General features: G+C 69.2%; 23 protein-coding genes. 7 read left to right on the top strand and 16 right to left on the bottom strand.

Annotated features, from left to right (window positions below; translation table 11 throughout):
- Window positions 1–51 precede the first annotated feature (51 nt).
- Complete coding sequence (locus AC1RRS_RS19635) at window positions 52–1,371, top strand: amidohydrolase (RefSeq protein ID WP_492856588.1); 1,320 nt, start codon at window positions 52–54, stop codon at window positions 1,369–1,371.
- A gap of 4 nt (window positions 1,372–1,375) precedes the next feature.
- On the opposite strand, the gene AC1RRS_RS19630 is transcribed toward AC1RRS_RS19635, so the two are convergent.
- The 13 genes from AC1RRS_RS19630 to AC1RRS_RS19570 form a co-directional block, all read right to left on the bottom strand.
- The gene (locus AC1RRS_RS19630; RefSeq protein ID WP_487291854.1) at window positions 1,376–1,669 is read right to left on the bottom strand and encodes a type II toxin-antitoxin system RelE/ParE family toxin; all 294 of its coding nucleotides are present in this window, start codon (window positions 1,667–1,669) and stop codon (window positions 1,376–1,378) included.
- Between the two features lie 9 nt (window positions 1,670–1,678).
- Window positions 1,679–1,852, bottom strand: a complete 174-nt coding sequence (locus tag AC1RRS_RS19625; RefSeq protein ID WP_492856586.1) for a CopG family transcriptional regulator — start codon at window positions 1,850–1,852, stop codon at window positions 1,679–1,681.
- 38 nt (window positions 1,853–1,890) lie between these two features.
- Entirely contained in the window at window positions 1,891–2,553 is a 663-nt protein-coding gene (locus AC1RRS_RS19620) for a TetR/AcrR family transcriptional regulator (protein WP_492856584.1), read from the bottom strand.
- A gap of 35 nt (window positions 2,554–2,588) precedes the next feature.
- Window positions 2,589–3,773 (bottom strand): urate hydroxylase PuuD, encoded by a 1,185-nt coding sequence (locus AC1RRS_RS19615; RefSeq protein WP_492856582.1) that lies wholly within the window; start codon window positions 3,771–3,773, stop codon window positions 2,589–2,591.
- A complete protein-coding gene (uraD, locus tag AC1RRS_RS19610; RefSeq protein ID WP_492856581.1) occupies window positions 3,774–4,295 on the bottom strand; it encodes a 2-oxo-4-hydroxy-4-carboxy-5-ureidoimidazoline decarboxylase in 522 nt (173 codons plus the stop codon). It abuts the gene before it with no gap.
- Complete coding sequence (gene puuE, locus AC1RRS_RS19605) at window positions 4,292–5,206, bottom strand: allantoinase PuuE (RefSeq protein ID WP_492856579.1); 915 nt, start codon at window positions 5,204–5,206, stop codon at window positions 4,292–4,294. The genes uraD and puuE overlap by 4 nt, the downstream gene beginning before the upstream one ends.
- 130 nt (window positions 5,207–5,336) lie before the next feature.
- Complete coding sequence (locus AC1RRS_RS19600; protein ID WP_492856578.1) at window positions 5,337–6,554, bottom strand: pyridoxal-phosphate-dependent aminotransferase family protein; 1,218 nt, start codon at window positions 6,552–6,554, stop codon at window positions 5,337–5,339.
- Complete coding sequence (locus AC1RRS_RS19595) at window positions 6,551–7,780, bottom strand: allantoate amidohydrolase (protein ID WP_492856606.1); 1,230 nt, start codon at window positions 7,778–7,780, stop codon at window positions 6,551–6,553. Before AC1RRS_RS19595 ends, AC1RRS_RS19600 begins: the two co-directional genes overlap by 4 nt.
- Before the next feature lie 351 nt (window positions 7,781–8,131).
- Entirely contained in the window at window positions 8,132–9,226 is a 1,095-nt protein-coding gene (locus AC1RRS_RS19590; RefSeq protein ID WP_492856577.1) for a mechanosensitive ion channel family protein, read from the bottom strand.
- A gap of 39 nt (window positions 9,227–9,265) precedes the next feature.
- Window positions 9,266–9,994, bottom strand: a complete 729-nt coding sequence (locus AC1RRS_RS19585) for an anti-sigma factor (protein WP_492856575.1) — start codon at window positions 9,992–9,994, stop codon at window positions 9,266–9,268.
- Window positions 9,991–10,521, bottom strand: a complete 531-nt coding sequence (locus AC1RRS_RS19580; RefSeq protein ID WP_487291846.1) for a sigma-70 family RNA polymerase sigma factor — start codon at window positions 10,519–10,521, stop codon at window positions 9,991–9,993. The genes AC1RRS_RS19585 and AC1RRS_RS19580 overlap by 4 nt, the downstream gene beginning before the upstream one ends.
- An 89-nt stretch (window positions 10,522–10,610) precedes the next feature.
- The gene (locus AC1RRS_RS19575; RefSeq protein WP_110118507.1) at window positions 10,611–11,021 is read right to left on the bottom strand and encodes a DUF2177 family protein; all 411 of its coding nucleotides are present in this window, start codon (window positions 11,019–11,021) and stop codon (window positions 10,611–10,613) included.
- 21 nt (window positions 11,022–11,042) lie between these two features.
- Entirely contained in the window at window positions 11,043–12,143 is a 1,101-nt protein-coding gene (locus AC1RRS_RS19570; RefSeq protein WP_492856574.1) for an SAM-dependent methyltransferase, read from the bottom strand.
- Between the two features lie 141 nt (window positions 12,144–12,284).
- On the opposite strand from AC1RRS_RS19570, the gene AC1RRS_RS19565 reads away from it, so the two are divergent.
- Complete coding sequence (locus tag AC1RRS_RS19565; protein WP_492856572.1) at window positions 12,285–13,610, top strand: NAD(P)/FAD-dependent oxidoreductase; 1,326 nt, start codon at window positions 12,285–12,287, stop codon at window positions 13,608–13,610.
- Window positions 13,607–14,428 carry a DUF1365 domain-containing protein gene (locus AC1RRS_RS19560; protein ID WP_492856570.1) on the top strand — a complete coding sequence of 274 codons (822 nt, stop codon included), beginning with the start codon at window positions 13,607–13,609 and terminating at the stop codon, window positions 14,426–14,428. Before AC1RRS_RS19565 ends, AC1RRS_RS19560 begins: the two co-directional genes overlap by 4 nt.
- Here AC1RRS_RS19560 and AC1RRS_RS19555 read toward each other — a convergent pair.
- The 3 genes from AC1RRS_RS19555 to trmFO form a co-directional block, all read right to left on the bottom strand.
- Entirely contained in the window at window positions 14,425–17,892 is a 3,468-nt protein-coding gene (locus AC1RRS_RS19555; RefSeq protein WP_492856569.1) for a TonB-dependent receptor, read from the bottom strand. The genes AC1RRS_RS19560 and AC1RRS_RS19555 overlap by 4 nt on opposite strands.
- Before the next feature lie 365 nt (window positions 17,893–18,257).
- Window positions 18,258–18,962, bottom strand: a complete 705-nt coding sequence (locus AC1RRS_RS19550) for a hypothetical protein (protein ID WP_492856568.1) — start codon at window positions 18,960–18,962, stop codon at window positions 18,258–18,260.
- A gap of 126 nt (window positions 18,963–19,088) precedes the next feature.
- Window positions 19,089–20,489 carry a methylenetetrahydrofolate--tRNA-(uracil(54)-C(5))-methyltransferase (FADH(2)-oxidizing) TrmFO gene (trmFO, locus tag AC1RRS_RS19545; RefSeq protein ID WP_487291839.1) on the bottom strand — a complete coding sequence of 467 codons (1,401 nt, stop codon included), beginning with the start codon at window positions 20,487–20,489 and terminating at the stop codon, window positions 19,089–19,091.
- A gap of 88 nt (window positions 20,490–20,577) precedes the next feature.
- On the opposite strand from trmFO, the gene AC1RRS_RS19540 reads away from it, so the two are divergent.
- From AC1RRS_RS19540 to AC1RRS_RS19525, 4 genes are all read left to right on the top strand, one after another.
- Window positions 20,578–21,582, top strand: coding sequence for a hypothetical protein (locus AC1RRS_RS19540; protein WP_492856567.1), 1,005 nt, complete (start codon window positions 20,578–20,580; stop codon window positions 21,580–21,582).
- Between the two features lie 83 nt (window positions 21,583–21,665).
- A complete protein-coding gene (locus AC1RRS_RS19535; protein WP_492856566.1) occupies window positions 21,666–22,445 on the top strand; it encodes a hypothetical protein in 780 nt (259 codons plus the stop codon).
- A gap of 2 nt (window positions 22,446–22,447) precedes the next feature.
- A complete protein-coding gene (locus tag AC1RRS_RS19530; RefSeq protein WP_492856565.1) occupies window positions 22,448–23,308 on the top strand; it encodes a hypothetical protein in 861 nt (286 codons plus the stop codon).
- A gap of 81 nt (window positions 23,309–23,389) precedes the next feature.
- The gene (locus AC1RRS_RS19525; RefSeq protein ID WP_492856564.1) at window positions 23,390–24,325 is read left to right on the top strand and encodes a hypothetical protein; all 936 of its coding nucleotides are present in this window, start codon (window positions 23,390–23,392) and stop codon (window positions 24,323–24,325) included.
- Window positions 24,326–24,365 lie beyond the last annotated feature (40 nt).

The raw sequence follows: 24,365 nt of genomic DNA, 5'->3' as shown, positions 1-24,365 counted from the left end.
GGTTCAGTTCAAGCGTAAAACCAGAAGGGCGCGGTCCGCCGCGCGAGCCGCATGACCTTGACCCCGAAGCTCACCCTCGCCGCCGCCCTGGCCCTGCTGGCCACCCCGGCGCTGGCCGCGCCGCTGAACGTCCCGGCGACGGCGACCGCCATCAAGGCCCAGCTGGACCGCGACTACCCGCAGCTCGACGCGCTCTACAAGGACATCCACGCCCATCCGGAACTGGGCTTCCAGGAGGTCGAGACGGCCAAGAAGCTGGCCGCTGAAATGCGCAGCCTGGGCTTCACGGTGACCGAAGGCGTCGGCAAGACCGGCGTCGTGGCGGTGCTCAAGAACGGCGAGGGCCCCAGCGTTCTCGTGCGCACCGAGCTCGACGCCCTGCCGATGGAAGAGAAGACGGGCCTGCCCTACGCCAGCCGCGCCAAGACCACCTGGAACGGCGCCGAGGTGTTCGTCGCCCATTCCTGCGGCCACGACGTGCACATGGCCGCCTGGATCGGAACCGCCCGCCAGCTGGTCGCCCAGAAGGCCAAGTGGAAGGGCACGCTGGTGTTCGTCGCCCAGCCGTCGGAAGAGACGGTCAGCGGCGCCAAGGCGATGATCAGCGACGGCTTCTTCGAGAAGTTCGGCAAGCCCGACTACGGCTTCGCCCTGCACGTCGGTCCCGGCGCGGCGGGGCAGGTCTATTACAAGGCCGGTGTCCTGACCTCGACCTCCGACGCCCTGGAGCTGACCTTCAACGGCCGCGGGGCCCACGGCTCGATGCCGGCCGCCTCGATCGACCCGGTGATGATGGCCGCCCGCTTCACGGTGGATGTCCAGAGCGTGATCAGCCGCGAGAAGGATCCGGCGGCGTTCGGCGTCGTCACGGTCGGTTCGATCCAGGCCGGCAGCGCCGGCAACATCATCCCCGACAAGGCCAAGGTGCGCGGCACCATCCGCACCCAGGACGACGGCGTGCGCACCAGAATCCTCGACGGCGTGACCCGCACCGCCAAGGCCGTGGCCGAGATGTCGGGCGCCCCGGCCCCGGACCTCCAGCTGATCCCCGGCGGCAAGGCGGTGGTCAACGACGCGGCCCTGACCGAAAAGACCGCCGCCGTCTTCAAGGCCGCCTTCGGCAAGGACGCGGTCGCCGTGCCGTCGCCCGGCTCGGCCAGCGAGGACTATTCGGAGTTCATCATCGCCGGCGTGCCGTCGGTCTACTTCTCGATCGGCGGCTTCGATCCCAAGGCGATGGAAGAGGCCAAGGCGGCCGGCAAGCCGCTGCCCGTCAACCACTCGCCCTTCTTCGCCCCGGTCCCCGAGCCGAGCATCCGCACGGGCGTCGAGGCCATGACCCTGGCGGTGATGAACGTGATGGCGAAGTAGGGGATCAGTCGGGGCGTTCCGCGCCGTGCTTGATCCTTATGACTTGCACCATCCCGCCTTTCACCCGGTAGCGCACCACATAGGGCGCTACCGCCACCAGTTCGCGGACGTCTCCACCAGCGGGGCGTCCGCGATGTGGATGGAAAGCCAGGGCCTCGACGGCGGCGATCAATCGGATAGCCAGGCGCTGCGCCGCGATGGGGCGAACCTGTCCGATATAGGCGCGGATGCCCTCTAGATCGCGTCGAGACCTGATCGACCAGGCGACCTTGAAAGCAGGCGCGTCTTGGTCGGTCATCGGCCGCTGTCAGTCACGCTCGGGTGGCGGGGTTTCCTCGGGCGTGCCCCAGGACAACAGCCACGCCTTCATCTTCTCGTGCGAAATCGTCCGGCCTGCTTCCAGGTCGGCCAGACCTTCAGCGTCGGCCGCGGCTTCGGCGGCGTCGTCGCTATCGTCGAAAATGGACGGTTCGGCTTTCATCGCGCAGTCAGCCTAACACGAAATCCGCCAGAGGCGTCTCACGCCTTCCGCAGATACCCCTCCAGCACGTCCAGCGCATGCTGCAGCCGCGCCCGGCGCCACTCGGGCGTCGTCATGTCGGTGTCCAGCGTGGCCGACAGCGACCAGCCGTTGGCCAGGTGGAAGCGGCTCATGGCGGCGATGGTGACGTAAATCTGGATCGGGTCGAGGTTGTCGCGGAACAGGCCCTGGGCCTGGCCGCTCTCGATCAGCCGCTCGATGGTGCGGCGCAGGGGGAAGGCCGTCTCGGTGACTTTCCGCGATTGCGCCACGAACCGCCCTTGCAGCAGGTTCTCGTTGCGCAGCAGGCCCTCGAACTTCGGGTTCTTCTCGAAATACTCGAAGGTGAAGCGCTGCAATTCGAGGAAACCGGCCATCGGCTTGTCGAAGTCGATCTTCAGCTCGGCTTCGCGGTTGCGCAGGTCCTCGTAGGCGCTTTCCAGCACGGCGACATAGAGGCCCTTCTTGTCGCCGAAGTAGTGGTAGAGCATGCGGATGTTGCACTTGGCGGCCTTGACGATCCGCTCGATGCGCGCGCCCGCGAACCCGGCTTGAGAGAACTCCTTCAGCGCCGCCGACATGATCGCCTTGCGGGTCCGCTCGGCGTTGCGCTTGCGCGGGGCCGGGGCGTCGGGGGCGACCTCGTGATCGGCGTCGGACAAGGGGGCGGTCTCCAGCGTCGCCAAGGGGGAGGGCGTCAGGGCAGTTTGGCCCCGGATTCGATCCAGGCGCCAAGCTTGGCGCGCTCCTCATCGGTCATATGGGTCTCGTTGCCAAGCGGCATGCTGGTGCTGATCACAGCGCGCTCACGGATCTTGGGCGCATAGCGGGCGATGTGCTCGGCGCTGTCGAAGGTCGCGCCGTTGGGCGGGGCCGAGAAGCCGCGATGGCTGGGCGCGGCGCTGTGGCAGGTCACGCAGTGCTTCTGCACGATGGCCTGGGCCTCGAAGAAGCTGACCGGCCCCAGCACGGCGGGGGTCTTGGGCTTCTGGCTGACGATCACGCTGACGGCGAACATCAGCATGGCCCCGTAGAACAGGAAGTCGTGCCGGATGATCCCGTGGTGGCGCAGGTTGAAGAAGTGGCGGATCGAGATCCCCGCCATGCCCACCAGCGCCAGCAGCAGCCAGGCCTTCGGGTGGCCGGTGATGGCCGGATAGTGGTTGCTGATCATGATGAACAGGATCGGCAGGGTCATGTAGTTGTTGTGCACCGAGCGCTGCTTGCCCGCCGCGCCCAGGCGCGGGTCGACTTCGCGACCGGCCAGCATGTCGGCGACGATCTTCCGCTGGTTGGGGATGATGGTCAGGAAGACGTTGGCGGCCATGGCCGTGCCGATGATCGCCCCGACGTGGATGAAGGCCCCACGGTCGGTGAAGAGGTGCTGCAGGGCGTAGGCCGCGCCGACCAGGGCGGCGAACCAGACGATCCCGAACAGGCGCGGGCGCTCCACCAGCGGCGAGCGGCAGAGGCCCTCGTAAACCGCCAGGCCGCCGAAGATGAAGGCCAGGCCCACGCCCACCGCCTGCCAGTGGCTGAAGGCGTGCTTGGTCGGGTCGATCAGATAGACCGGCGCGCCCCAGTAGTAGAGCACGAACAACAAGGCGAAGCCCGACAGCCAGGTGGTGTAGGCCTCCCACTTGAACCAGTGCAGGTGGTCCGGCATGTGCGGCGGGGCCGTCATGTACTTCTGCGAGTGGTAGAAGCCGCCGCCGTGCACGGCCCACAGCTCGCCCTTCACGCCGTCTTTCGGGGGCTCGGGCGCACGCAGATTGTTGTCGAGCCAGACGAAGTAGAACGAGGCCCCGATCCAGGCGACGCCCGCGATCACGTGCAGCCAGCGGAGCGCCAGGTTCAGCCAGGCGGCGAGATCGTAGTCCATCTATTGCGTCACGGCGTCTTGGATGCGGAGTTTGGAGATGAGGCCGATCTGCTGGATCGCCTCGGCGATCTCGGCCTCGCGGTCGTTGGACAGGCGGGCCTGCATGGCCCGCAGGATCGAGCTCTTGTCGTTCAGCCGCGCGCAGATGATGAACGGAAAGCCGAAGCTCTTGCCGTAGGCGGCGTTGAGGTCGTGGAAGCGGGCGAACTCTTCGGGCGTCAGCTTGTCGAGCCCGGCGCCGGCCTGCTCGGCCGTGCTCTCGGCGGTCAGCGCCCGGGCGATGGCGGCCTTGCCGGCCAGTTCAGGGTGGGCGCGGATCAGGGCCAGCTTGTCGTCGACGGAGGCGGCGTTCAGCACGTCCATCATCGCGCCATGCATGGCCTCGACGCTGGCGAACGGCCGCGCGTCCCAGGCGCGTTCGACGACCCACGGCGACAGCTCGAAGGCGAAACCCAGGGCGGTGACGAAACCCGTCTGGTTCATGCTGTTGAGGCGAGCCAGGGTGAGAGGCGGGGCGCTCATGCCTTGGCTCCGTAGGGATGCGTCGCGATCCAGTGGCGGGCGATATCGATCCGCTTGGCCACCCAGACCTTGTCGTGGCTCGTCAAGTGTTCGAGGAACCGCCGCAGGGCCATGATCCGGGCGGGCTTGCCGACGATGCGGCAGTGCAGGCCGATGCTCATCATCTTCGGCGCCGTCTCGCCCTCCAGCCAGAGGGCGTCGAAGGCGTCGCGCAGATAGGCGAAGAACTGGTCGCCGCTGTTGAAGCCCTGGGGCGCGGCGAAGCGCATGTCGTTGGTGTCGAGCGTATAGGGCACGATCAGCTGGGCGCGGCCATGCTGGTCGTCCCAGTAAGGCAGGTCGTCGCTATAGCTGTCGGCGTCGTAGACGAAGCCGCCTTCCTGGGCGACGAGGCGCGCGGTGTTGGGGCTGGTGCGCCCCTGGTACCAGCCGAGCGGGCGTTCCCCGGTCAGCCGTTTGTGCACCTCGATGGCCTTCTCGATGTGCTCGCGTTCCAGGTCTTCGGGGAAGTGCTGGTAGTCGATCCAGCGATAGCCGTGGCTGGCGATCTCCCAGCCGGATTTCATCATCGCCTCGACCACGTCCGGATGGCGCTCCATGGCCTGGGCGACGCCGTAGACGGTCAGCGGCAGGCCGAATTCCTCGAACAGGCGCCGGATCCGCCAGAAGCCGGCGCGCGAGCCGTATTCGTAGAGGCTCTCCATCGACATGTGCCGCGCGCCCTCGATGGGCTGGGCGCCGACCATCTCCGACAGGAAGTACTCGCTCACCTTGTCGCCATGCAGGACGCTGCGCTCGGCGCCTTCCTCGTAGTTCAGCACGAACTGCACCGCCACGCGGGCGCCGTCCGGCCATTGGGCGTGCGGCGGATGTTCGCCGTAGCCGACGAGGTCGCGGGGGTAAGCCGTCATAAGCCGCAGGCCCCCTCAGTCGCTCCGCGACAGCTCCCCCAGAGGGGGAGCATCTTGGCGTCGGCGCCGAACGCGATCCTCCCCCTCTGGGGGAGGTGGCCCGGAGAGCCGGAGGGGGTCTTCGCCACTATCACCCGAACACCCCCGCCGCCGCATCCACGCCCGCCCCCGCCGGCGCGACGAAGCCCTCCCACCGCAGCACCGCCTCCAGAGCCGCCAGGGTCTGCAGAACCGCGTGCTTGCGGGCGTTCACGCCCATCGTTCCGATCCGCCAGATCTTTCCCGCAAGAGGCCCGAAGGCCGCGCCGATCTCGATCTCGAACTCGGTGCGCATGCGGGCCTTCACCCGGTCGTAGTCGACGCCCGGGGGCGCGATCACGCCGGTGACGTTGGCCATCTTGTGGGCCTGGTCGCCATAGACCTGGAGGCCCAGGGCCTCGATCCCGGCGGTCATGGCGGAGCCTGCCTGGGCGTGGCGGGCGAAGCGGGCCTCGAGCCCTTCCTCCAGCACGATCCGCGCGCATTCGCGGGCGGCGAACAGCATGCTGGCCGCCTCGGTGTGGTGATTCAGGCGCTTGTCGGACCAGTAGTCCATGATCATCGCCAGGTCGAAATAGTTGGAGGCGATGCGGCGGCCGGCGCCCGTCGCGCCGGGAACGGCCAAGCCCTTCTCCACGTGGCGTCGGGAAAAGATGTGGTCGGCGGCCTTGTCGCTGATGGTGATCGGGGCCGAGCCGGAGGGGCCGCCCAGGCACTTCTGCAGGCCGGCGGTGACGATGTCGGCGTTCCAGGCGTCGACCGGCACGCTCATGCCGCCCAAGGTGGCGGTGGCGTCGACATAGAGCAGCGCGCCGTGGCGGGCGCAGATCTCGCCGATGGCCTCGATCGGCTGGGCGATGGTGGTCGAGGTGTCGCCGTGCACGCAGGCTACAAGCCGGGGCTTCACACGCTTGACCGCGTCCTCGACCGCCTGCGGGTCGACGACCTGGCCCCACTCGCCCTCGACGAAGGTGACCTTGGCGTCGCAGCGCTCGGCGATCTCGGCCAGCAGCAGGCCAAAGCGCCCGGCGTTGACCACCACGATGTCGTCGCCCGGAACCAGGGTCGAGACCAGCGCCGCCTCGATCCCGGCCCGCGAGGTGCCGTCGATCAGGAAGGTCCAGCGGTTCTCGGTCTGGAAGACGCCGCGATAGAGCGCCATCGTCTCGTTCATGTAGCCGGTGAATTCGGGGTCGAACTGGCCCAGCAACTGCACCGACATGGCCCGCAGCACGCGCGGGTGCACGTTGATCGGGCCGGGGCCCATCAGCAGGCGGGCGGGGTGGTCGAGTTCTTTGAAGGTGTTCATTCGGGCGTCTTCGAGAAATCGTTGCGTGTCGCCAGCCGCTCCACGAACCCGACCATCGCCCGCGCCGCCAGGGCGCAGTCGGCGTCGGTGACGGCTTCGGCGGGGTTGTGGCTGATCCCGCCCTCGCAGCGGATGAACAGCATGGCGGTGGGGCAGAGGTCGGCGATGACCATGGCGTCGTGGCCGGCGCCGCTGGGCAGGCGGCGGACCGGGCCGCCGAGGTCGGCCACGGCTCCTGACAGCAGGTCGGTCAGGCCCGCGTCGCAGGGGCTCTCGGCCAGGGCCTGCATCAGGGTGACCGAAACCGTCAGGCCGCGCCGGGCGGCGATGGCCTCGATCTCGGTGGTGATCGCTTCGACAGCCGCGTCGCGTGTGGCCGAGGTCTCTGCGCGGATGTCCATCGAGAACTCGACGGCGCCCGGAATGACGTTGAAGGCGCCGGGCAGGGCGGTCATTCGGCCGACCGTGCCCACCAGGCCGTCGGTCCCGGCCAGCGGCCCGTCGCGGCAGATGCTTTCCAGGGCCAGCACCGCCTCGGCGGCGGCCGGGCCGGGATCCTTGCGCAGGCCCATCGGCGTGGTGCCCGCATGGCCCGCCTGGCCCTTGAATCGCACCATGAGCCGCTTCTGGGCGGCGATGGCGCTGACGACGCCCAGGGCCAGGCCCTCGGCCTCCAGCACCGGGCCCTGCTCGATATGGGCTTCGAGGAAGGCGAAGATCTCGTCCGGCTTGCGGGCGGCCTCGGTGAGGCGCGTCGGGTCCAGGCCGAAGGCGGCGAAGGCCTGGGCGAGACTCGTGCCCTCGGCGTCGGTCATCTCCATGACCTTGGGATCGACCGTGCCGGCGACGGCGCGGCTGCAGGCCATGGAGGCGGGAAAGCGCGAGCCTTCCTCGTCGCCGAACGCGATGGCCTCGATGGCGAAGGGCAGGCGGCGGCCCTGGCGGTGGAAGGCCTCGACGACGTCGATCGCCAGCATCACGCCCAGCGCGCCGTCATAGCGCCCGCCGTTGCGCACGCTGTCGATGTGCGAGCCGATCAGCAGGGCCGGGGCGCCTGGCGTCTCGCCCTCGTAGCGGCCGACCAGGTTGCCGGCGGCGTCGAGGCGGGCGGCCATGCCTGCCTCTTCCATCCAGAACTTCAGGGTGTCGAGGGCGGCCTTGTGGGCGCTGGTCAGGAACCGGCGCACGAGCATGTCGTCGGCCTCGCTGAAGGGCGCCGCGCCCATCAGGTCGCAGCGGGCCTTGGCCCTGACGCCGATCTCGAATTCCCGCGTCACCACGCTCCCCGCATTTCGTCGCCCCCATGGGTAGCAGGCTGCGCCCGCCCGTCCCCCTGGGCAAGCGGCGCGACGGTCAAGTCATCGCCGATTGCCCGCGCAAGCGCCAGCCAACGAGACGGGCGCCTGTTCGTAAGTCATAAATCACTTACTTGATGATTGTCTCGCTCCCTTCCCCCTTGATGGGGGAAGGGTTGGGGATGGGGGTGATTGCTGAGTTGACGGTCGTGCGCGGCTTCAACCGCCGTATTCACCCCCACCCCTGGCCCCTCCCCCATCAAGGGGGAGGGGAAACGTGGTTTAACCCTCCGCCGCCAGCGCCAGCCGGCGCTTCGGGAAGGCCTCGGGCAGTTCGTCGCGCAGGAAGGCCATCATCTTTTCCCGGACCTCGCAGCGCAGGTCGAAGGTCACCGGGGCGTTGCGGGCGCTGACCAGGCAGCGGACTTCCATGACCTCGGGCGTGATGTCGGTGACCTGCAGGTTGACGACCTTGCCGTCCCACAGCTTCGAGGCCCTGGCGATCTCCTCCAGCTTGGCGCGCAGGCGGTCCACGGGAGCGGCGGGGTCGACATAGAGCATGGCCGTGCCGATCAGGGCGGCGTTCTCGCGGGTCCAGTTCTGGAACGGGGTCTGGATGAAGTAGCTGAGCGGCAGCACCATCCGCCGCCAGTCCCACAGGCGCACCACCACGTAGGTGGCGTTGATCTCTTCGATATTGCCCCACTCCTTCTCGACGATGACGGCGTCGTCGATGCGGATCGGCTGGGTGACGGCGATCTGGATGCCGGCGATCAGATTGGTCAGCAGGGGCTGCAAGGCCAGGCCCACGATCACCGAGGCCGCGCCGCCTGCGGCCAGCAGGCTGACCCCCCATTGCCGCACGCCGGGGATGGTCATCAAGGCCAGGGCCAGGGTGAAGATGCCCACGAGGATGGCCATCGCCCGCCGCAGGATGCGGATCTGGGTGATGTGCTTGCGGGCCAGCAGGTTGTCTTCGACGTCGACCTTGAAGCCCCGCAGGTAGAGGGCCGCGCCAATGTCGAGCGCGGTCATGGCCATCCAGCCCAGCAGCAGGATGAACAGCACCAGCAGCACGTGCTTGGCGGTTTCCGCCTGGGCGGCGTCGAGCGGCGCGACCGAGGCCGCCGCGCCCAGGGCGGCGACCACGAAGGCCATGCGGGTGGGCCGGCGGGTGCGGGCGATCAGGGCCTGCCAGAAGGCGTCGCGCTTGGACAGCGAGTGGCGCACCATCCGCACCGCAATGGCGTGGACGCTCCAGGCCAGCACGACGGCCAGGGCGATCAGCACGAGGCTGACGATCCAGGGCGGCGCCCAGGCGATCAGCCACACGGAGTCGTTCAGCCAGTCAGGCAGCCGGTCTGCGATGGTGCTCATGACCGGGGCCAACGCGTGCGGCGCGAAGAGGCTCCCGGTCTAGCCGCGGAGGAACTTGCCCGCCGCGCGCACCGAGCCGGTGGCCACGCCCGTGGGCGAGCCGCCGATCGGCTCGTCGGTGACGGCCAGCAGGGCGGTGTAGGTGCCCGCGCCGCGCAGGCCTTCGGGCATCGGGATGCGCTTGGGCGCGTCCGTCGGGATCACGCCCAGCGAGATCGCCTTCTGGCCCTCGGGGATGATCCACAGCTCGGCGTCGCGGCCTTGCGGCATCTTCATGCCCATCGGCGTCAGCATCACCTGGTCGGTGGCGTGGTCGAGGGTGGCGACCACCATCGGCTTGTTGCTGGTCGGATCGGCGATCAGCGCCACTTCGGCGGCCTGCGGCTTGGCCGGGGTCGGCGCGACGATCGGCGGCGCGGCCGGGCGCGGCAGCACGGCGATGACGACGCTGGCGGCCGCCAGGGCCAAGGCGCCGGCGGCCACGCCGCGCCACAGGTTCACGCTGTTCCAGGCCGACGGTTTCAGCGGCTCGACGATCAGGTTCTGGATGCGCGGCCACAGGCCTTCTGACGGTGTCGCCGAGGGGATGTCGGCGGCCAGCAGCGTCAGGCGCTCCTCCCACCAGGCCACGGACCGGGCGAAGGCCGGTTCGGCCACGATGCGGCGCTCGGCTTCGGCGCGTTCGTCCGCCGCCAGCACGCCCAGCACGTACTCGCCGGCCAGGGGGCGCTCTTCACCTTCCGGCGGGATGTCGGTCGCGTCGGTCATGCTTCGAGACAGGCCCGCAGGCTGATCAGGCTGCGCCGGATCCAGCTTTTCATCGTGCCCAGCGGCACCCCCACCGCCTGGGCCAGGGCGTCATAGGTCAGGCCCTCGAAGAAGGCCTTGCGCACGGCGCCCGAATGCTTGGGATCGAGCTGGTCGAGGCACCCGTCGAGGCGCTGGCGGTCCTCGTCGGCCTCGACCCGGGCCGAGGCCAGCGGGGCGGCGTCGGGCAGGGCCTCGGCTTCCTCGACGCCGGTCATCACCCGGGTTCCGCGCGCGCGCAGCTTGTCGATGGCGCGGTTGCGGGCCAGGCTGACCAGCCAGGTGATGGGGCTGGCCTTCTCCGGATCGAACCGGTCGGCCTTGTTCCAAACCGTCAGATACACGTCCTGCAGCACGTCCTCGGACTCCTCGCGATCATTCAAGATACGGAGGACCACGCCCAGCAGTTTCGCCGAGGTGTGCCGATAGACGTATTTGAGGGCGTCGTGGTCGCGGTTGGCGACGCGCGCGAGGGCTCGCGAAAGCAAGGCGCGGCTTGAGTCTGCGTCCAACCGAGGGTCCCCTGGCGCCTGAATCTGCGACGGACGGTCGCACGGGGCCGCGAGGCTGGCAACGGCTAGCGTCCGCCAAGCCGACTGGCGACGAAATAGCCCGCCGAGGCCGCGATCGTGGTGACGAAGGTCCCCCAGGCCATGTCGGCCAGGGTGATCACGGTAGACCAGGTTTTCAGCGTCGCCTGGTTGGTCAGGTCGTAGGTGGCGTAGGCGGCCAGGCCGAACAGGGCCGCGCTGGTCAGCAGCCGCGACCAGCCGCCGCCTGGCCGCAGGGCCGGGATGATCGCCAGGCCCAGAACGGCGGCGATGTAGATCAGGTAGAAGGCGAGCGCGGCGACGAGGTTGGGCTTGTCGGCCATCAGGGCGCCGATGTGCGGGCGGTAGAGGCGCTCGGCGGTCTGGGTCAGCCAGACGGCGTCCATGGCCAGAAAGACGACGGCGGTCGCCAAGTAGCCGGCGGCGTAGCGAAGCATGGTGTTTCCTTGGATTGGGGATCAGGCGACGGGTCGCAGGCGGTAGTGGCTGACGCCCCAGTCGCGGCCGCCGCGATGGCCGAACAGGCCGGCCGTGGCCAGGAAGAACAGCCGCCAGCGCCTCCGCCAGACGGCGGCCCGGTCGCCATAGACCTCGACCAGGATCGGATCGATCGTCGCGCGGGCGGCGTCGAACCGCTCCAGCCATTGCCGCGCGGTGCGGGCGTAGTGCTCGCCGCTCCAGCGCCAGTCCATGGCCACCTCGAACAGGTCGGGGAACTGCCTCGCCAGGTCGTGGCTGGGCATGACGCCGCCGCTGAAGAAATAGCGGGCGATCCAGTCGTCCGGGTCGTCGGTCTCGAAGCGATAGGGCGTCGCGACGTGGGTGAAGACGTGCAGGAACAGCAGGCCGTCGGGCGCGAGCCAGGTCCGCACCCGGGTCAGCAGCGCCCGCCAGTTGCTCATGTGCTCGAACATCTCGACCGAGACGACGCGGTCGAACCGCCGCCCGGCCTCGAAGGCGTTCATGTCGGCGGTGACGACGGTCAGGTTCGAGAGGCCTCGGGCGGCGGCGCGGCGGTCGATGAAGGCCTTCTGCGAGGCCGAGTTCGACACCGCCGTGATCGTCGAATTGGGAAAGCGTTCGGCCATCCACAGCGACAGCGACCCCCAGCCGCAGCCCAGCTCCAGCACCGACTGGCCGTCGCGCAGGTCGGCGTGGATCTCGGTCTCGCGCAGGGCGGCGACCTCGCCCTCGGCCAGGTCGCGGGCGCCGGGCGGGTAGAAGCCGCTGGAATATTTCAGGTGCGGCCCCAGCACCGCCTCGAAGAAGGCGGCGGGCAGTTCGTAGTGCTGGGCGTTGGCGTCTTCGACGTGGGTGGCGATCGGGCGCTCGGCCATGGCCTCGGCGAAGCGCTGGCTGGCTTCTGACGGCGCGCCCTCCAGCGAGCGCCGGGCGCCGGACACCAGCCGCTCGATCGCCAGCCGCGCGACGAAATCCGGAACCGGGGCGTCCTGGGCCAGGCGCACCAGGGCCGAGACCAGGCCGCCGCCGGCCCGCCCACGCTCTGTTTCGGCGCCAGGCGCGGCCAGGGCGGGGTCGCTCGTCGTCGCGTCGGTCATGGGATCTCCGTCCGATCGATCGCCGCCGGCGACCTTTGGTCGGAGCTACGGCGGCGATCGATGTTCGGATGCATGCGTCCGGGATCGCCCTTGCTCCGTAGCTTCAAGCAGAGCCTTGCCAGGAGCACCCCAGGAGCATCGATGTCCAGTTCGCCCTCTCGTCAGCACATCGCCGTCGTCGGCTCCGGGATTTCAGGGCTTTCGGCGGCCTGGCTGCTGTCGAAGCGCCACGAGGTGACGCTGTACGAGGCCGACGAGCGGCTGGGCGGCCACGCCAACACCGTGCGGGTGGGCGAGGCGGCGGTCGACACCGGCTTCATCGTCTACAACGAGCCGAACTATCCCAACCTGACGGCCCTGTTCGCGCATCTGGGCGTCGAGACGGTCGACAGCGACATGTCGTTCGGGGTGTCGCTCGATGACGGGGCGCTTGAATATTCCTCCAGCAACCTGCTGGCCCAGAAGCGCAACCTGGTGAACCCGCGCTTCCTGCGCATGCTGCTCGACGTCATGCGCTTCTACCGGGCCGGGGCGCGCGACGCCCGGGCCCTGCGCGACGACGGCTTCTGCCGGCTGGTGGACTATCTCGACGCCCAAGGCTTCGGGCGGGCGTTCCAGGAGGACCACCTGCTGCCGCAGGCCGCGGCGATCTGGTCGACCTCGCTGGCCGACATCCGCGAGTTCCCGGCCGGCGCCTTCCTGCGCTTCTTCGACAATCACGGCCTGATGCTGCCGATCGACAAGCGGCCGATCTGGCGCACGGTGGCCGGCGGCAGCGCCCGCTACGTCGCCGCCATCGCGGCCGATACGGACGGCGAGATCCTGCTGTCGCGGCCGGTGCGGCGGATCGACCGCCAGCCCGACCACGTGACCATCGAGGACGCCGCGGGCGAGACCCGGCGCTTCGACCAGGTGGTGATCGCCGCCCATGCCGACCAGGCCCTGGCCATGCTGGCCAGGCCGACCTCGGCGGAGGCGGCCCTGCTGGGCGCCTTCCGCTACAGCCGCAACCGCGCGGTGCTGCACCGCGACCGGGCCCTGATGCCGCGCCGCGCGAAGGCCTGGGCCAGTTGGAATCACGTTGGCCGGCGGGACGGCGAGGGCGTCGGCGGCGTCACCTACTGGATGAACCGCCTCCAGCCGCTGCCCGGTCAGGATCCCTTCTTCCTGTCGCTCAATCCCGACCGCGCGCCGGGCCAGGTGCTGCACGACCAGGTCTACGAGCATCCGCTGTTCGACGGCCCGGCCATGGCGGCGCAGGCGAGCCTGTGGTCGCTGCAGGGCGCGCGGCGCACCTGGTTCGCGGGGGCCTATTTCGGCTCGGGCTTCCACGAGGACGGCTTGCAGGCGGGCCTGGCCGTGGCCGAGCAATTGGGCGGGGTGCGCCGGCCCTGGACCGTCGCCGATCCCTCCGGCCGCATCGTCCTGGGCAAGGCGGCGCCCGCGCAGCCGGAGCTGGCCGCATGACCCTGCGCTCGGCCCTCTATTCCGGCCTCGTCGTCCACGACCGCGCCCGGCCGCGCCGGCACCGGCTGAGCTATCGGATCTTCATGCTGCTGCTCGATCTCGACGAGCTCGACGCGGCTGGCGCTCGCCTGCGCCTCTTCTCGCACAACGCCCTGAACCTGCTCAGCTACCACGACCGCGACCACGCCGAGCGTCGGCGCGCGCCGGTCAAGCCGCAGATCGAGGCGCTGCTGGCGCGGCACGGCCTGCACCATCCCGGCGGCCGTATCGCCGCGCTGTGCATGCCCCGGGTGCTGGGCCACGGCTTCAACCCGCTGACGGTCTATTTCCACCACGACGCCGACGAGCGGCTGGCGGCGGTGGTCTATGCGGTCAGCAACACCTTCGGCGAGCGCAGCGACTACGTGCTGCCGGCCACCGCCCGCGAGGACGGGGTGGTTGTGCAGGGCTGCGACAAGACCTTCTACGTCTCGCCCTTCATGCCGATGGACCTGCGCTACGCCTTCACCCTGGCCCCGCCGCGCGAGGCGGTGCGGGTGGGGATCGACGTCCATGACGACCAGGGCCGGGTGCTGGCGGCCAGCTTCACCGGCCGGCGCGAGCCGCTGACCGACCGGGGGCTGCTGCGGGCCATGCTGGGCCATCCCTGGCAGGTGGTCGGGGTGCTGGCGGCGATCCACTGGGAGGCGCTGCGGATCCTGTTCAAGGGCTTCCGCTTCTTCCCCAATCCGCGCGGGACCGGCGCGGACAAGAAAAAGGCGGCGCGGAAGATGTCCGCGCCGCCCAGTATCGCACTTTCGGGGAAGAAGAGCGCTTAGAAGACGTACCGGAAGCCCATGAAGAACTGGCGGCCCGGCGCGGCGTATTGCGTGACCACCGGATCGTCGGCGTAGCCGAAGCGGTTGCTGGTCTCGTTGGTCAGGTTCAGGGCTTCCAGGCTCAGCGACATGTTCTTGCTGAACTTGTAGCTGAACGAGGCGTCGACGTTGGTGGTCGCCTCGCTGCCCAGGAAGTCGTTGACCAGCGGGGAGTCGCAGTAGCCGGGGTTACAGCTGCCCGAGGCGATCGGGTACTGGGTGTAGTACTTGGCGCGATAGGCCGTGGAGACGCGCGCCGACCACTTGTCGGTCTCGTAGTAGACCGTGACGTTGAACGAGTCCGGCGAGGCCCCCGTGAACGGACCCGGCGCCACCACCTGCGGCCGGCCGGCGGTGGTCACCACGCCCGAGGCGTTGCGGATCTCCAGCGCGCCCGGATCGATGATGTACTGCAGCTCCGATTCCAGGTGGGTGTAGTTGGCCTGTACGCCCAGCTTGTCGAGGAACCACGGCAGGAAGGTCAGGTTCTGCTGATAGCCAATCTCGAAGCCGCGGATGTAGCCGCCCGGGGCGTCGCGATACTGGCGCACGTCGAAGGTCTGGGTGTTGATGTAGGCGATCTGGGCGTCCTTCTGCACCTGGGTGCCGGTGCCCGCGTTGACGCCGGCGATCAGGTCGGCGATCGCCTGGGCCGGCAGCACGTCGGCCAGCGTCGAGGAGCTGACGACGGTCTGCGGGAAGCTGCGGACGTCCTTGTCGAAGACCGCGATCGAGATCAGCGAGCCCTGGCCGAAGTACCATTCGAAGCTCAGGTCGAGATTGATGGCGCGGAACGGCGCCAGCTCGGGGTTGCCGACCGTCATCGTGCCGCCAGTCGTGGCGCCCGAGCTGTTCGGGGCGCTGAAGGCGGTGATGCTGGGCGCCAGGTTGGCCAGCAGCGGACGGGCCATGACCTTGGCAGCGCCGAAGCGCAGCAGCATGTTGTCGGCGACCTCATAGGCGGCGTTCAGCGACGGCAGGACGTCGCTGTACTTGTTGTCGCCGTAGATCGGACGGTTGAGGTTGGTGAAGCCGTAGGAGTTCACCTCGGTCAGGGCGTAGCGGGTGCCGACGTTGCCGCGCAGCTCGCGGTCGAAGACGAGGGTGCGGTAGTCGAACTGCACGTAGGCGCCGGTGTCGGTCTCGTCCACGCCGTAGGTGTTGGCCGGGTTCGACAGGGTCGAGGTCCGCCAGTCGCCCCACTTGTTGATGCACTCGCAGTTGAAGTCGAACAGCTGGGTGAACTTGTCGAGGTCGGGCGCGAGGAAGGCGGTGGTGGTGCCGGCCGGCACGTCCAGGCCGTGGCCCCAGTTGATCAGGCGGCTGGTGGCCGCCACCGAACTGCCCGCTTCCTTGAACGACGGGTTCAGGGTCTCGCCCGCCGAGCCGCCGGCGCGGCCGGTGCGCGAGGTGAAGAAGCCGTACTTGCGCTGGGTGGCGCCGAACTTGATCGTCAGGTTGTCGTCGGCGTCGTAGGTGAAGTCGAAGCGCGTGCCGTTGTAGCGGTTGTCGGTCAGCGAGCGGTAGATCCGCAGCGACGAATAGCCCTTCACGAAGTCCCAGTTGGCCGGGTTCGTGGCGTCGAAGCCGAAGTTGACCAGCGGCATCGAGCCGCCGACCCGCTCGTCATAGACGAAGTAGTCGTTGCCGGCCGTGCCGTTGCCCGAGTCGAGCTTGAGGTAGTCGGCCAGCAGGCCGGTGCCCTTGTTGTACGAGCGTGACTTGCCCCACAGCGCGGTCATCCGGAACTTGTCAGTGAACTCGTGCTCCAGGGTCAGCGAGCCCTGCTGGAAGAAGGTCGTGTAGTACTGCTGGTCGGCGGCCGAGCGCATGTCGACGCTGCCCAGCTTCAGGTAGCTGGCGTTGGCGCCGGTCTCGCTGAGGGCGGCGTCGATCAGCTTGACGCTGGGACGGCCGATGAACAGGTCGCGCATGGCCAGGCCGTCGGCGCTGGCGATGTAACCCGGCGACAGCGGGTTGTTGTAGTACTCGTACGGGTCGCGGTTGTTGGGGTTGTAGCTGTAGGTGTAGCCCGTCAGCGGGGTCGTGCCGTTCAGCGACTGGCCGCAGTCCAGCGGCTGCGACACCAGGGTGCCGTTGCTGCCGTCGCTGCCGGCGTTGAAGTTACAGCCGTTGTAGAGGCCGCGCTTGGTGGCGACCGCGGTGGACGCGCCGGCCGTGTTGTAGTTGGCCGTGGTGTTGTTGCGGTTCAGGCCGACGGCGCTGATCTGGTAGTTGGTCGAGCTGTTGTAGAACCGCGAATAGACCCCGTCGAAGGTGATCTTGGTGCGGTCGGTCGGCTGCCATTGCAGGGCGCCGGTGATGCCCAGGCGTTCCTGCTCCAGCTCCTGCTGGTTGATGGTCGGCAGGGCCGGGATGCGGACCAGCGAGCCCGGGGCGGTCGTGGTGGTGACGCCCCCGGCGCGGGTCAGCTGGGCGCCGATCGGGTTGTTGATCAGGGCGTAGGCCGTCGGGTCCGAACCGCGCAGGGCGTTGCAGAGCGCAACGTTGGTGACGTTGACGCCGGGCACGACGCCGTTGTTGCAGGCGGTGCCGGTCGGGGCCGCGAAGCCCTGGCGTTGCAGGATCGAGGTGCCGTTGGTGGTCAGGGCGGTGCCGGCGAAGGTGGCGCCGCGATAGGTGTAGTCCGACTGGCCGGCCTGACGGCCGTAGCTGTCGATGGTGCTGTTACGCTCGTTGTAGGCCACCGAGAACAGGGCGCCGAACTGACCCCAGTTGGTGTCCCAGCGGTCCGAGACCAAGCCCGCGAAGCGCGGATTGTGGTGCTTGCCGGCTTCGTAATAGGCGTCCTGCAGCGAGATGGCGAGGCGGCGGCCCTTGAAGTCGAGCGGACGGCCCGTCTGCAGGTCGACCGTGGCGCCCAGCGAGCCTTCGTCGGTCTCGGCCGAGGCGGTCTTCTGGACCTTCAGCGAGTTGAACAGCTCCGAGGCGAAGACGCTGAAGTCGAAGCCGCGGGTGCGGTTGCCGCTGGTGCCCGAGTCGTTCGAGCCGGCGGTCGACAGGGCTTCCAGGCCGTTCAGGCGCACGCGGGTGAAGTCGGGGCCCAGGCCGCGGACGGTGATGGTGCGGCCTTCGCCGTTGTCGCGGTCGATCGACACGCCCGGCAGGCGTTGCAGCGACTCGGCGAGGTTGGCGTCGGGGAAGTCGGCGATGTCCTCGGCGTTGATCGCGTCGACCATCACGTTGGAGTTGCGCTTGACGCTGAGGGCGCTCTGCAGGGCGGCGCGGTAGCCGGTGACGACCACTTCCTCGACCGCGGTCTCTTCGGCCTGGGCCGGTGCAGAGGCTGTTTGAGCGAAGGCGGCGCCGGTGATCAGCAGGCTGCCGGCGATGGTCAGAGCGCCGAGCGACGCGCGGTCGCACAGCACGCGGGCGCGGCTCCGCCGCGAGGTGACTTGCAACATATTCCCTCCCAGTTCTTCCCGACGGGCCCGGCTCATTGAGCGGCCTGACCCGTGATACGTTTCTTGTTGGTAGCGCTAACCGCCACCGGTGTCATTAAAATAGCTACCGGTGTCATTAAGGCGAAACATGGCGTCGGGATCAAATCGAAATCGATCCGCGAGCGTCGATGACGGCAAATATGCGGTCGGGCGTAGCTTCCGGGCAACAAACCGGTGGTTTGCGAACTGGGGCGAAATGTCGCGCCAGGGCGGAAAACGGCTCCGCTTTCCGGGGCGCCGCCGCCGGGGCGGCGCCCGCGTCCGAGGCGTGCGACAGCGCCGGGCGGGGAGGGCCGCCCGGCGCCTGATCCGCGATCGGCGGGAGATCAGCGGCCGATGCGGCCGGGCAGGCTGAGGTCGCCGGAAGCGACGTCGAAGATGTCGGAGATGCACAGCAAGGGCGCGTGCAGGTTGGCGTTGACCTTGAGGGCCGAGGTCACGCCGTCGAACTTCACCCCCTCGACCGCGCCGATGACGCCGGCCGGGACCTTCACCTCGACCGTGTCCGTGGCAAGGGTGGTCGGATAGCTCGGGCTGTCGATCAGCAGCGGCACGCCGGGCCAGGTGGCAGGCACCTTGGGCTTGGCGCCCTCGGGAATGTCGCGGACCTTCAGCGCGCCCTTGCCGCAGGCGTCGTCGGGAACCAGCACCACCCAGTGCGGATGCCAGACGTGGCGGTTCACGCCGCCGTAGGCCGCGTCGTCGAAGTCGGGGTGGAAGGTCACCGCCAGGGCGAGGATGCCCTGGCCGCCCTCGAAGCCGACGCCGCCGCTGTCCAGCGAGGTCGGCCAGACGTAGCTCCAGACGGCGCTGCCGGCGAACTGGCCGGTCGCCTTGGGCTTCAGCTCGCCGGCCTTGCCGCGCACCTGCACGCGGAAGACCACGTCGGGGCCGACGCTCTTCACCTCGGTGCGGACGATGTCGAACGGGGCCAGGATCGTCTCCTTGGCCGGGGAGACCACGTCCTGGGCGAGGGCCGGAGCGGTCAGGAGGGCCGTGGTCGCGACGGCGGCGCTGATGAGGCGGAGCATGGGGCGGTCTCGCGAAAGACGCCGCGACGGGGCGCGGCCGGGAACGCCAAGGTTCCACGGCCGCGCGTTTCCGCCTTGGACGGGGCGGACGCCGTTTTCTTCAAGTCGGAGGAGACCGGCTTCGGCTCAGCCCGCCGTCAGCCAGGCCTCCAGGTCCTTCAGCGCCCGCAGGCTCATCAGCCGCTTCTTGGCGCGGCCGCGTTCCTTCAGCGGGATCTTCTTGCCGTCCTCGTCGACCTTGGGGGCCTCCAGCGGCGGCAGCAGGCCGTAGTTGATGTTCATCGGCTGGAACGAGCCGCCGTGCGCGCCCTCCAGGTGTCCGCCGGTGATGTGCTCGACCAGGGCGCCCAGGGCCGTCGAGGGCGGCGGGGCTTCAAGGCTCGCCCCCTTGCGCTCGGCGGCGGCGAAGCGGCCGGCCAGCAGGCCGATGGCGGCGCTCTCGACATAGCCCTCGACGCCGGTGACCTGGCCGGCGAAGCGCAGGCGCGGCTGGGCCTTCAGGCGCAAGCCCTTGTCCAGCAGCTTGGGCGAATTGATGAAGGTGTTGCGGTGCAGGCCGCCCAGGCGCGCGAACTGGGCGTTCTCCAGCCCCGGGATCATGCGGAAGGTCTCGGCCTGGACGCCGTGCTTCAGCTTGGTCTGGAAGCCGACCATGTTCCACAGGGTGCCCAGAGCGTTGTCCTGGCGCAGCTGGACGATGGCGTAGGACTTCACGGTCGGGTCGCGCGGGTTGGTCAGGCCGACCGGCTTCATCGGCCCGTGACGCAGGGTCTCGCGGCCGCGCTCGGCCATCACCTCGATCGGCAGGCAGCCGTCGAAATAGGGGACGTTCTCCCACTCCTTGAACTCGGCCTTGGGGCCTTCGAGCAGGGCGTCGATGAAGGCTTCGTACTGCTCCTTGTTCATGGGGCAGTTGATGTAGGCGGCCGCGTCGCCGCCGGGGCCTTCCTTGTCGTAGCGCGACTGGCGCCAGGCGACGTCCATGTTGACCGACTCGAGGTGGATGATCGGCGCGATGGCGTCGAAGAACGACAGCTGGCCTTCGCCCGACAGGTCGAGCACCGCCTGGGCCAGGGCCGGCGAGGTCAGAGGGCCGGTGGCGACGATGACGCTGTCCCAGGCTTCCGGCGGCAGGCCGGCGATCTCCTCGCGGACGATGGTGACCAGCGGATGGGCTTCCAGGCGACGGGTGACTTCTTCGGAGAAGCCGTCGCGGTCGACCGCCAGGGCGCCGCCGGCCGGCACCTGGTGCTGGTCGGCCGCCGACATGATGATGGAATCGCAGCGCCGCATCTCGGCGTGCAGCAAACCAACGGCGTTGAACTGCCAGTCGTCCGAGCGGAACGAGTTGGAGCACACCATCTCGGCCAGGCCATCGGTCTGGTGGGCGTCGGTGGTGACTTTGCCGGCGGCGTCGTCGCGACGCATCTCGTGCAGGATGACGGGAACGCCGGCCTGGGCGATCTGCCAGGCGGCCTCGGAACCGGCGAGGCCGCCGCCGATCACGTGAATGGGGGAGGTGGTCATGGCCGCCCTCATACCTCCGCCCTCGCCAAGACGGAACCGCCGTGTAAGCTCGACCTCCAGACGTGTTTCCGGATTTGGGGGATTTGGGGTGGCGAAGAGGTTTTCCGCGACGACGGCGGCATTGGCCGGCTGGAACCTGCTGGGGCGCGAACCGGCGTCCGTGGCGGTTTGGGGGCTGGTGGCGCTGGTGCTGATGATCGCCCCGCTGATCGGGCTCTACGTGCCGCTCCTCGGCCAGATCCAGCAAATGGCCGAATTGAACAGGGACGTGACGGCGAGCCAGGACCCCGCGGTCTTCGGGCAGTTCATGGCCATGCAGATGCGCTTGATGCTGATCAACTTGACGACGTCCGGCTTGCAGATCCTGGTGCAGACGCTGGTGGCGGCCGCGATCTTCCGCGCCGTGCTGGAGCCCCAGGCCCGCCGGTGGTTCTATCTGCGCGTCGGCGCCAGCGAGGGCTGGATGCTGCTGCTGTCGGTGATCGCCCTCATCGGCTTCTACATCGTCTATGCCGTCGCGCTGATCGCGGGCGTGCTGGTGGGCGCCCTGGCCTATTTCGCGACCGGCAAGCTCCTGGGGGTCACGATCGGCGTGCTGACGGTGATCGGCGGTCTGGTCGCCATCGTCTGGGCGATGCTTCGTCTGTCGATGGCCTGGCCCATGACCTTCGCGGGCCGGCGTCTGGTGCTGTTCGAGTCCTGGGCCCTGACCAAGGGCTCGTCGCTGCGCCTGTTCGGCATGGCGGTGCTGGCCGTCCTGCTGGTCATGGCGGTGGAGATGGTTCTGGGCGTCGTCGTGCTGATCGTCTTCGCCCTGACCATGGCTGGGACCTGGTCGGCGCTGTCGAAGGTCAGTGGCCTGGACGAGCTGTTGCATCTGCTCTGGCCCTGGCTGCTCGCGGCCGCGCCGATCCTGGCGCTGCTGCAGTCGATCGTGCTGACGATCTACATCGCGCCGTGGGCCAGCGCCTATCAGCAGCTGACGGCCCGTACCGCCGAGGGGGCCGCCGGGGAGGCCGCAGCGCCGCCGCCGCCGCCGCCCGCTCCGCCCGAACCGCCGGTCGAAAGCGGCCCCGAGGCCACGCCGGCGTAAAATCCACGCCACGCCCGCGCCGACTCGTCGTCTGATGGCGCGGCGCGGGCTAGACTGCCGGCGGCTGAGGGCTTGGGAGCGAAATGGGCGAGGCATCGATCGCGATCGGCGCGACGGCGCGGGCCGGGATCACCGGCGTGACCCGTCTTGCGCCCCGCACCTGGGCCGCCCTGGCCGCGGCCAGCCTGCTCGGACTGGTCGGCCGCTTCGCCGGCGGGGGCTGGGTGCTGCTGGCCGACTTCCTCGCCGCCGCCCTGGCCTATGGCGCCCTCTATCGCGCCGCCTTCGACCGTCCGGCGGGCCTGGCCGGCCTGCGCTGGGGGCGTGAAGAGGCGCTGATGGCCGGGGTGCAGCTGCTGCTCGCCCTGATCTTCCTGGTGGTGATCTCCGTGCTGCTGGTGGTGGTCGGGGCCGTGTCCCTGGGCGTCGCCCGCGCCGCCGCGCCCGGCTTCGACGCCACCTCGTCCGAGGCCTGGAAGGCGGCGCTGTCGGGTCCCCTGGCCGCTTTCGCCGCCAGCCTGGCGCCGCTGGCCAGCCTGGCGGTCCTGGCCTGGCTGGCCGCCCGTCTGTCGCTGGCTCCGGCCGCCAGCATCGCCGCCGGACGGCTGCAGGTGCTCAGCGCCTTCGACCTGACCAAGGGCCGCGCCGGCCTGCTGGTGGCCCTGGGCCTGGTGTTCTACCTGCCCAGCGTGGTGATCGCCGTGGGCGGGCGCACCGCCCTCGACGGCCCCGCCGCCCTGGCGCTGCAAGCCGTGGCCGTGTGTCTCTACTATTTCTGCGTCGCGCCGGCCTGGACGGCGGCGTGCGTCCACGTCTACAGACACGGCCCGAGCTTGGCCGTCGCCGAGCGGCCGGAAGCCTGACCATGATCGCCCTGTCGCCCATCGCCGCCGCTCTCGAAGGGCCGCGCACCATGCGCCGCCACCCCGCCTCGCTGCTGGCCTGGGGCGGGTTCTACTGGGCCGCCCTGATCCTGCTGTGGGTGCTGCTGGCCGTCGCCTTCGGCGAGGAGGTGCGGCGCGACCTGGCCCAGACCCGCTTCACCGCCGACCCCAAGGAGGTGCTCGACCTGATCGCGCACCTGGGCGGGGCCATGGCCCTGCTGATCCTGCTGGCCGCCGCCATCTGCGCGGTGCTGGCCAGCGCCATCCTGCGCTCGGTGCTGCATCCCGAGCAGAACCGCGGCGCCTATCTGCGCCTGGGCGCCGACGAGGTCCGGCTGTTCGTCGTGGCCCTGATCACCTGGGCCGCGGCCCTGTTCGTCACCGCCATTCCCAGCGGCCTGGTGACCCTGCTGACCGCCACCGTGGCCGGCGCGGGCGCCCGCAGCGTCGCGGCCTGGATCGCCTTCCTCGGCGGCCTGGGCGTCATCGGCCTGTCGATGTGGGTGGGGGTGCGCCTGTCGCTGCTGTCGCCCCAGACCTTCGCCGAGGGCAGGATCAACCTGCGCGAGGCCTGGGTGCTGACCCACGGCCACTTCTGGGGCCTGCTGGGCATGTTCGTGCTGAACCTGTTCATGGCCTTCGTGCTGACGCCGATCGTCTTCTCGCTGGTCGGCGGCCTGCTGACCGGCGTCATCGCCCTGGTTGGCGGCGGGTCCAAGCTGTTCGTTCTGCTGGGCCTGCTGACCAACGTGCTGATCGCGCCGCTGATGTTCACCGTCCAGACGGTGATCCTGACCGCCGGCCCGGCCCGCGCCTATCGCCAGCTGCACCCGGATATTTGAGGCCCGGGCTCTGTCCCTGGCCAACGAAGCTTGTTACGCGTTCCTGCCTGCGACACACCGCACAGGGCGAGCAAGAGCAAGATGAAGACCTTTTCGGCGACGGACGCGGCTATTTCAGGCTTCGTCCTGGTGCGCGAGCACTTCAAGACCGTCGCGGTCTGGGTCCTGATCGCGACCATCGTCTCGGCGATCGTGTCCGTGGCCATGATCGGCCTGTTCGGCGCCGAGCTCGAAGCGTTCACGACGCTCAGCCAGAACAATTCCACCGATCCGACCGAAACCCTGCAGGCCATGGCCAAGCTGGGTCCGTTCGCGCTGTTCTCGCTGGTCTACAGCGTCGCCTTCTATTCGGTGCTGCTGGCGGCGATCTATCGCGCGGTTCTGCGCCCGGCCGACTCCCGGCGCGCCTATCTGCGGTTCGGCGCCGACGAGCTGCGCCAGGCCGGCGTCTCCATCCTGCTGGGCCTGTTGCTGTTCGCGGCCTATCTGGTCCTGCTGGTGGCGGTCACGCTCATCCTCGTCATCCTGGGCGCCATCGCGCCGCCCCTGGCCGCGCTGGTCGGCCTGCTGATCGTGCCGGCCTCTTTCGGGGTGCTGATCTTCCTGGGCGTGCGCCTGTCGCTGGCCAACGTGCTGACCTTCACCGAGGGCAAGATCAACGTCTTCGGCTCGTTCGCCCTGACCAAGGGGCGCTTCTGGCCGATGTTCGGGGCCTATTTCGTGGCCACCATCCTGGCGGTTGTCGTCTACCTGCTGCTGTTTCTGATCATCACCCTGCTGGGCGGCGCGCTCAGCGGCTTCAACCTCGACACCCTGAACGACCTGATGCAGTCGCAGAAGCTGACGCTGGAGTCGCTGCTCACCCCGACCGGCGTGCTCAGCCTGGCCGTCGGCGGCCTGATCACGGTGCTGACCAGCGTGACGATCTACGCCCCGTCGGCCTTCATCTATCGCGAGATCGTCGAACGGGCGGCCGATGCCGCGACGGCCGCTCCGAGAGGGCCGTTCGACGTCTGATCCCTCCAGGGACACCGACATGAAAAAGGGCGGCGGGGAG

This window comes from Caulobacter sp. GW821-FHT12A07, assembly GCF_058807655.1.
Note: the sequence above shows the minus strand (reverse complement) of the source record. Positions and strands in the feature narration are given on the sequence as shown.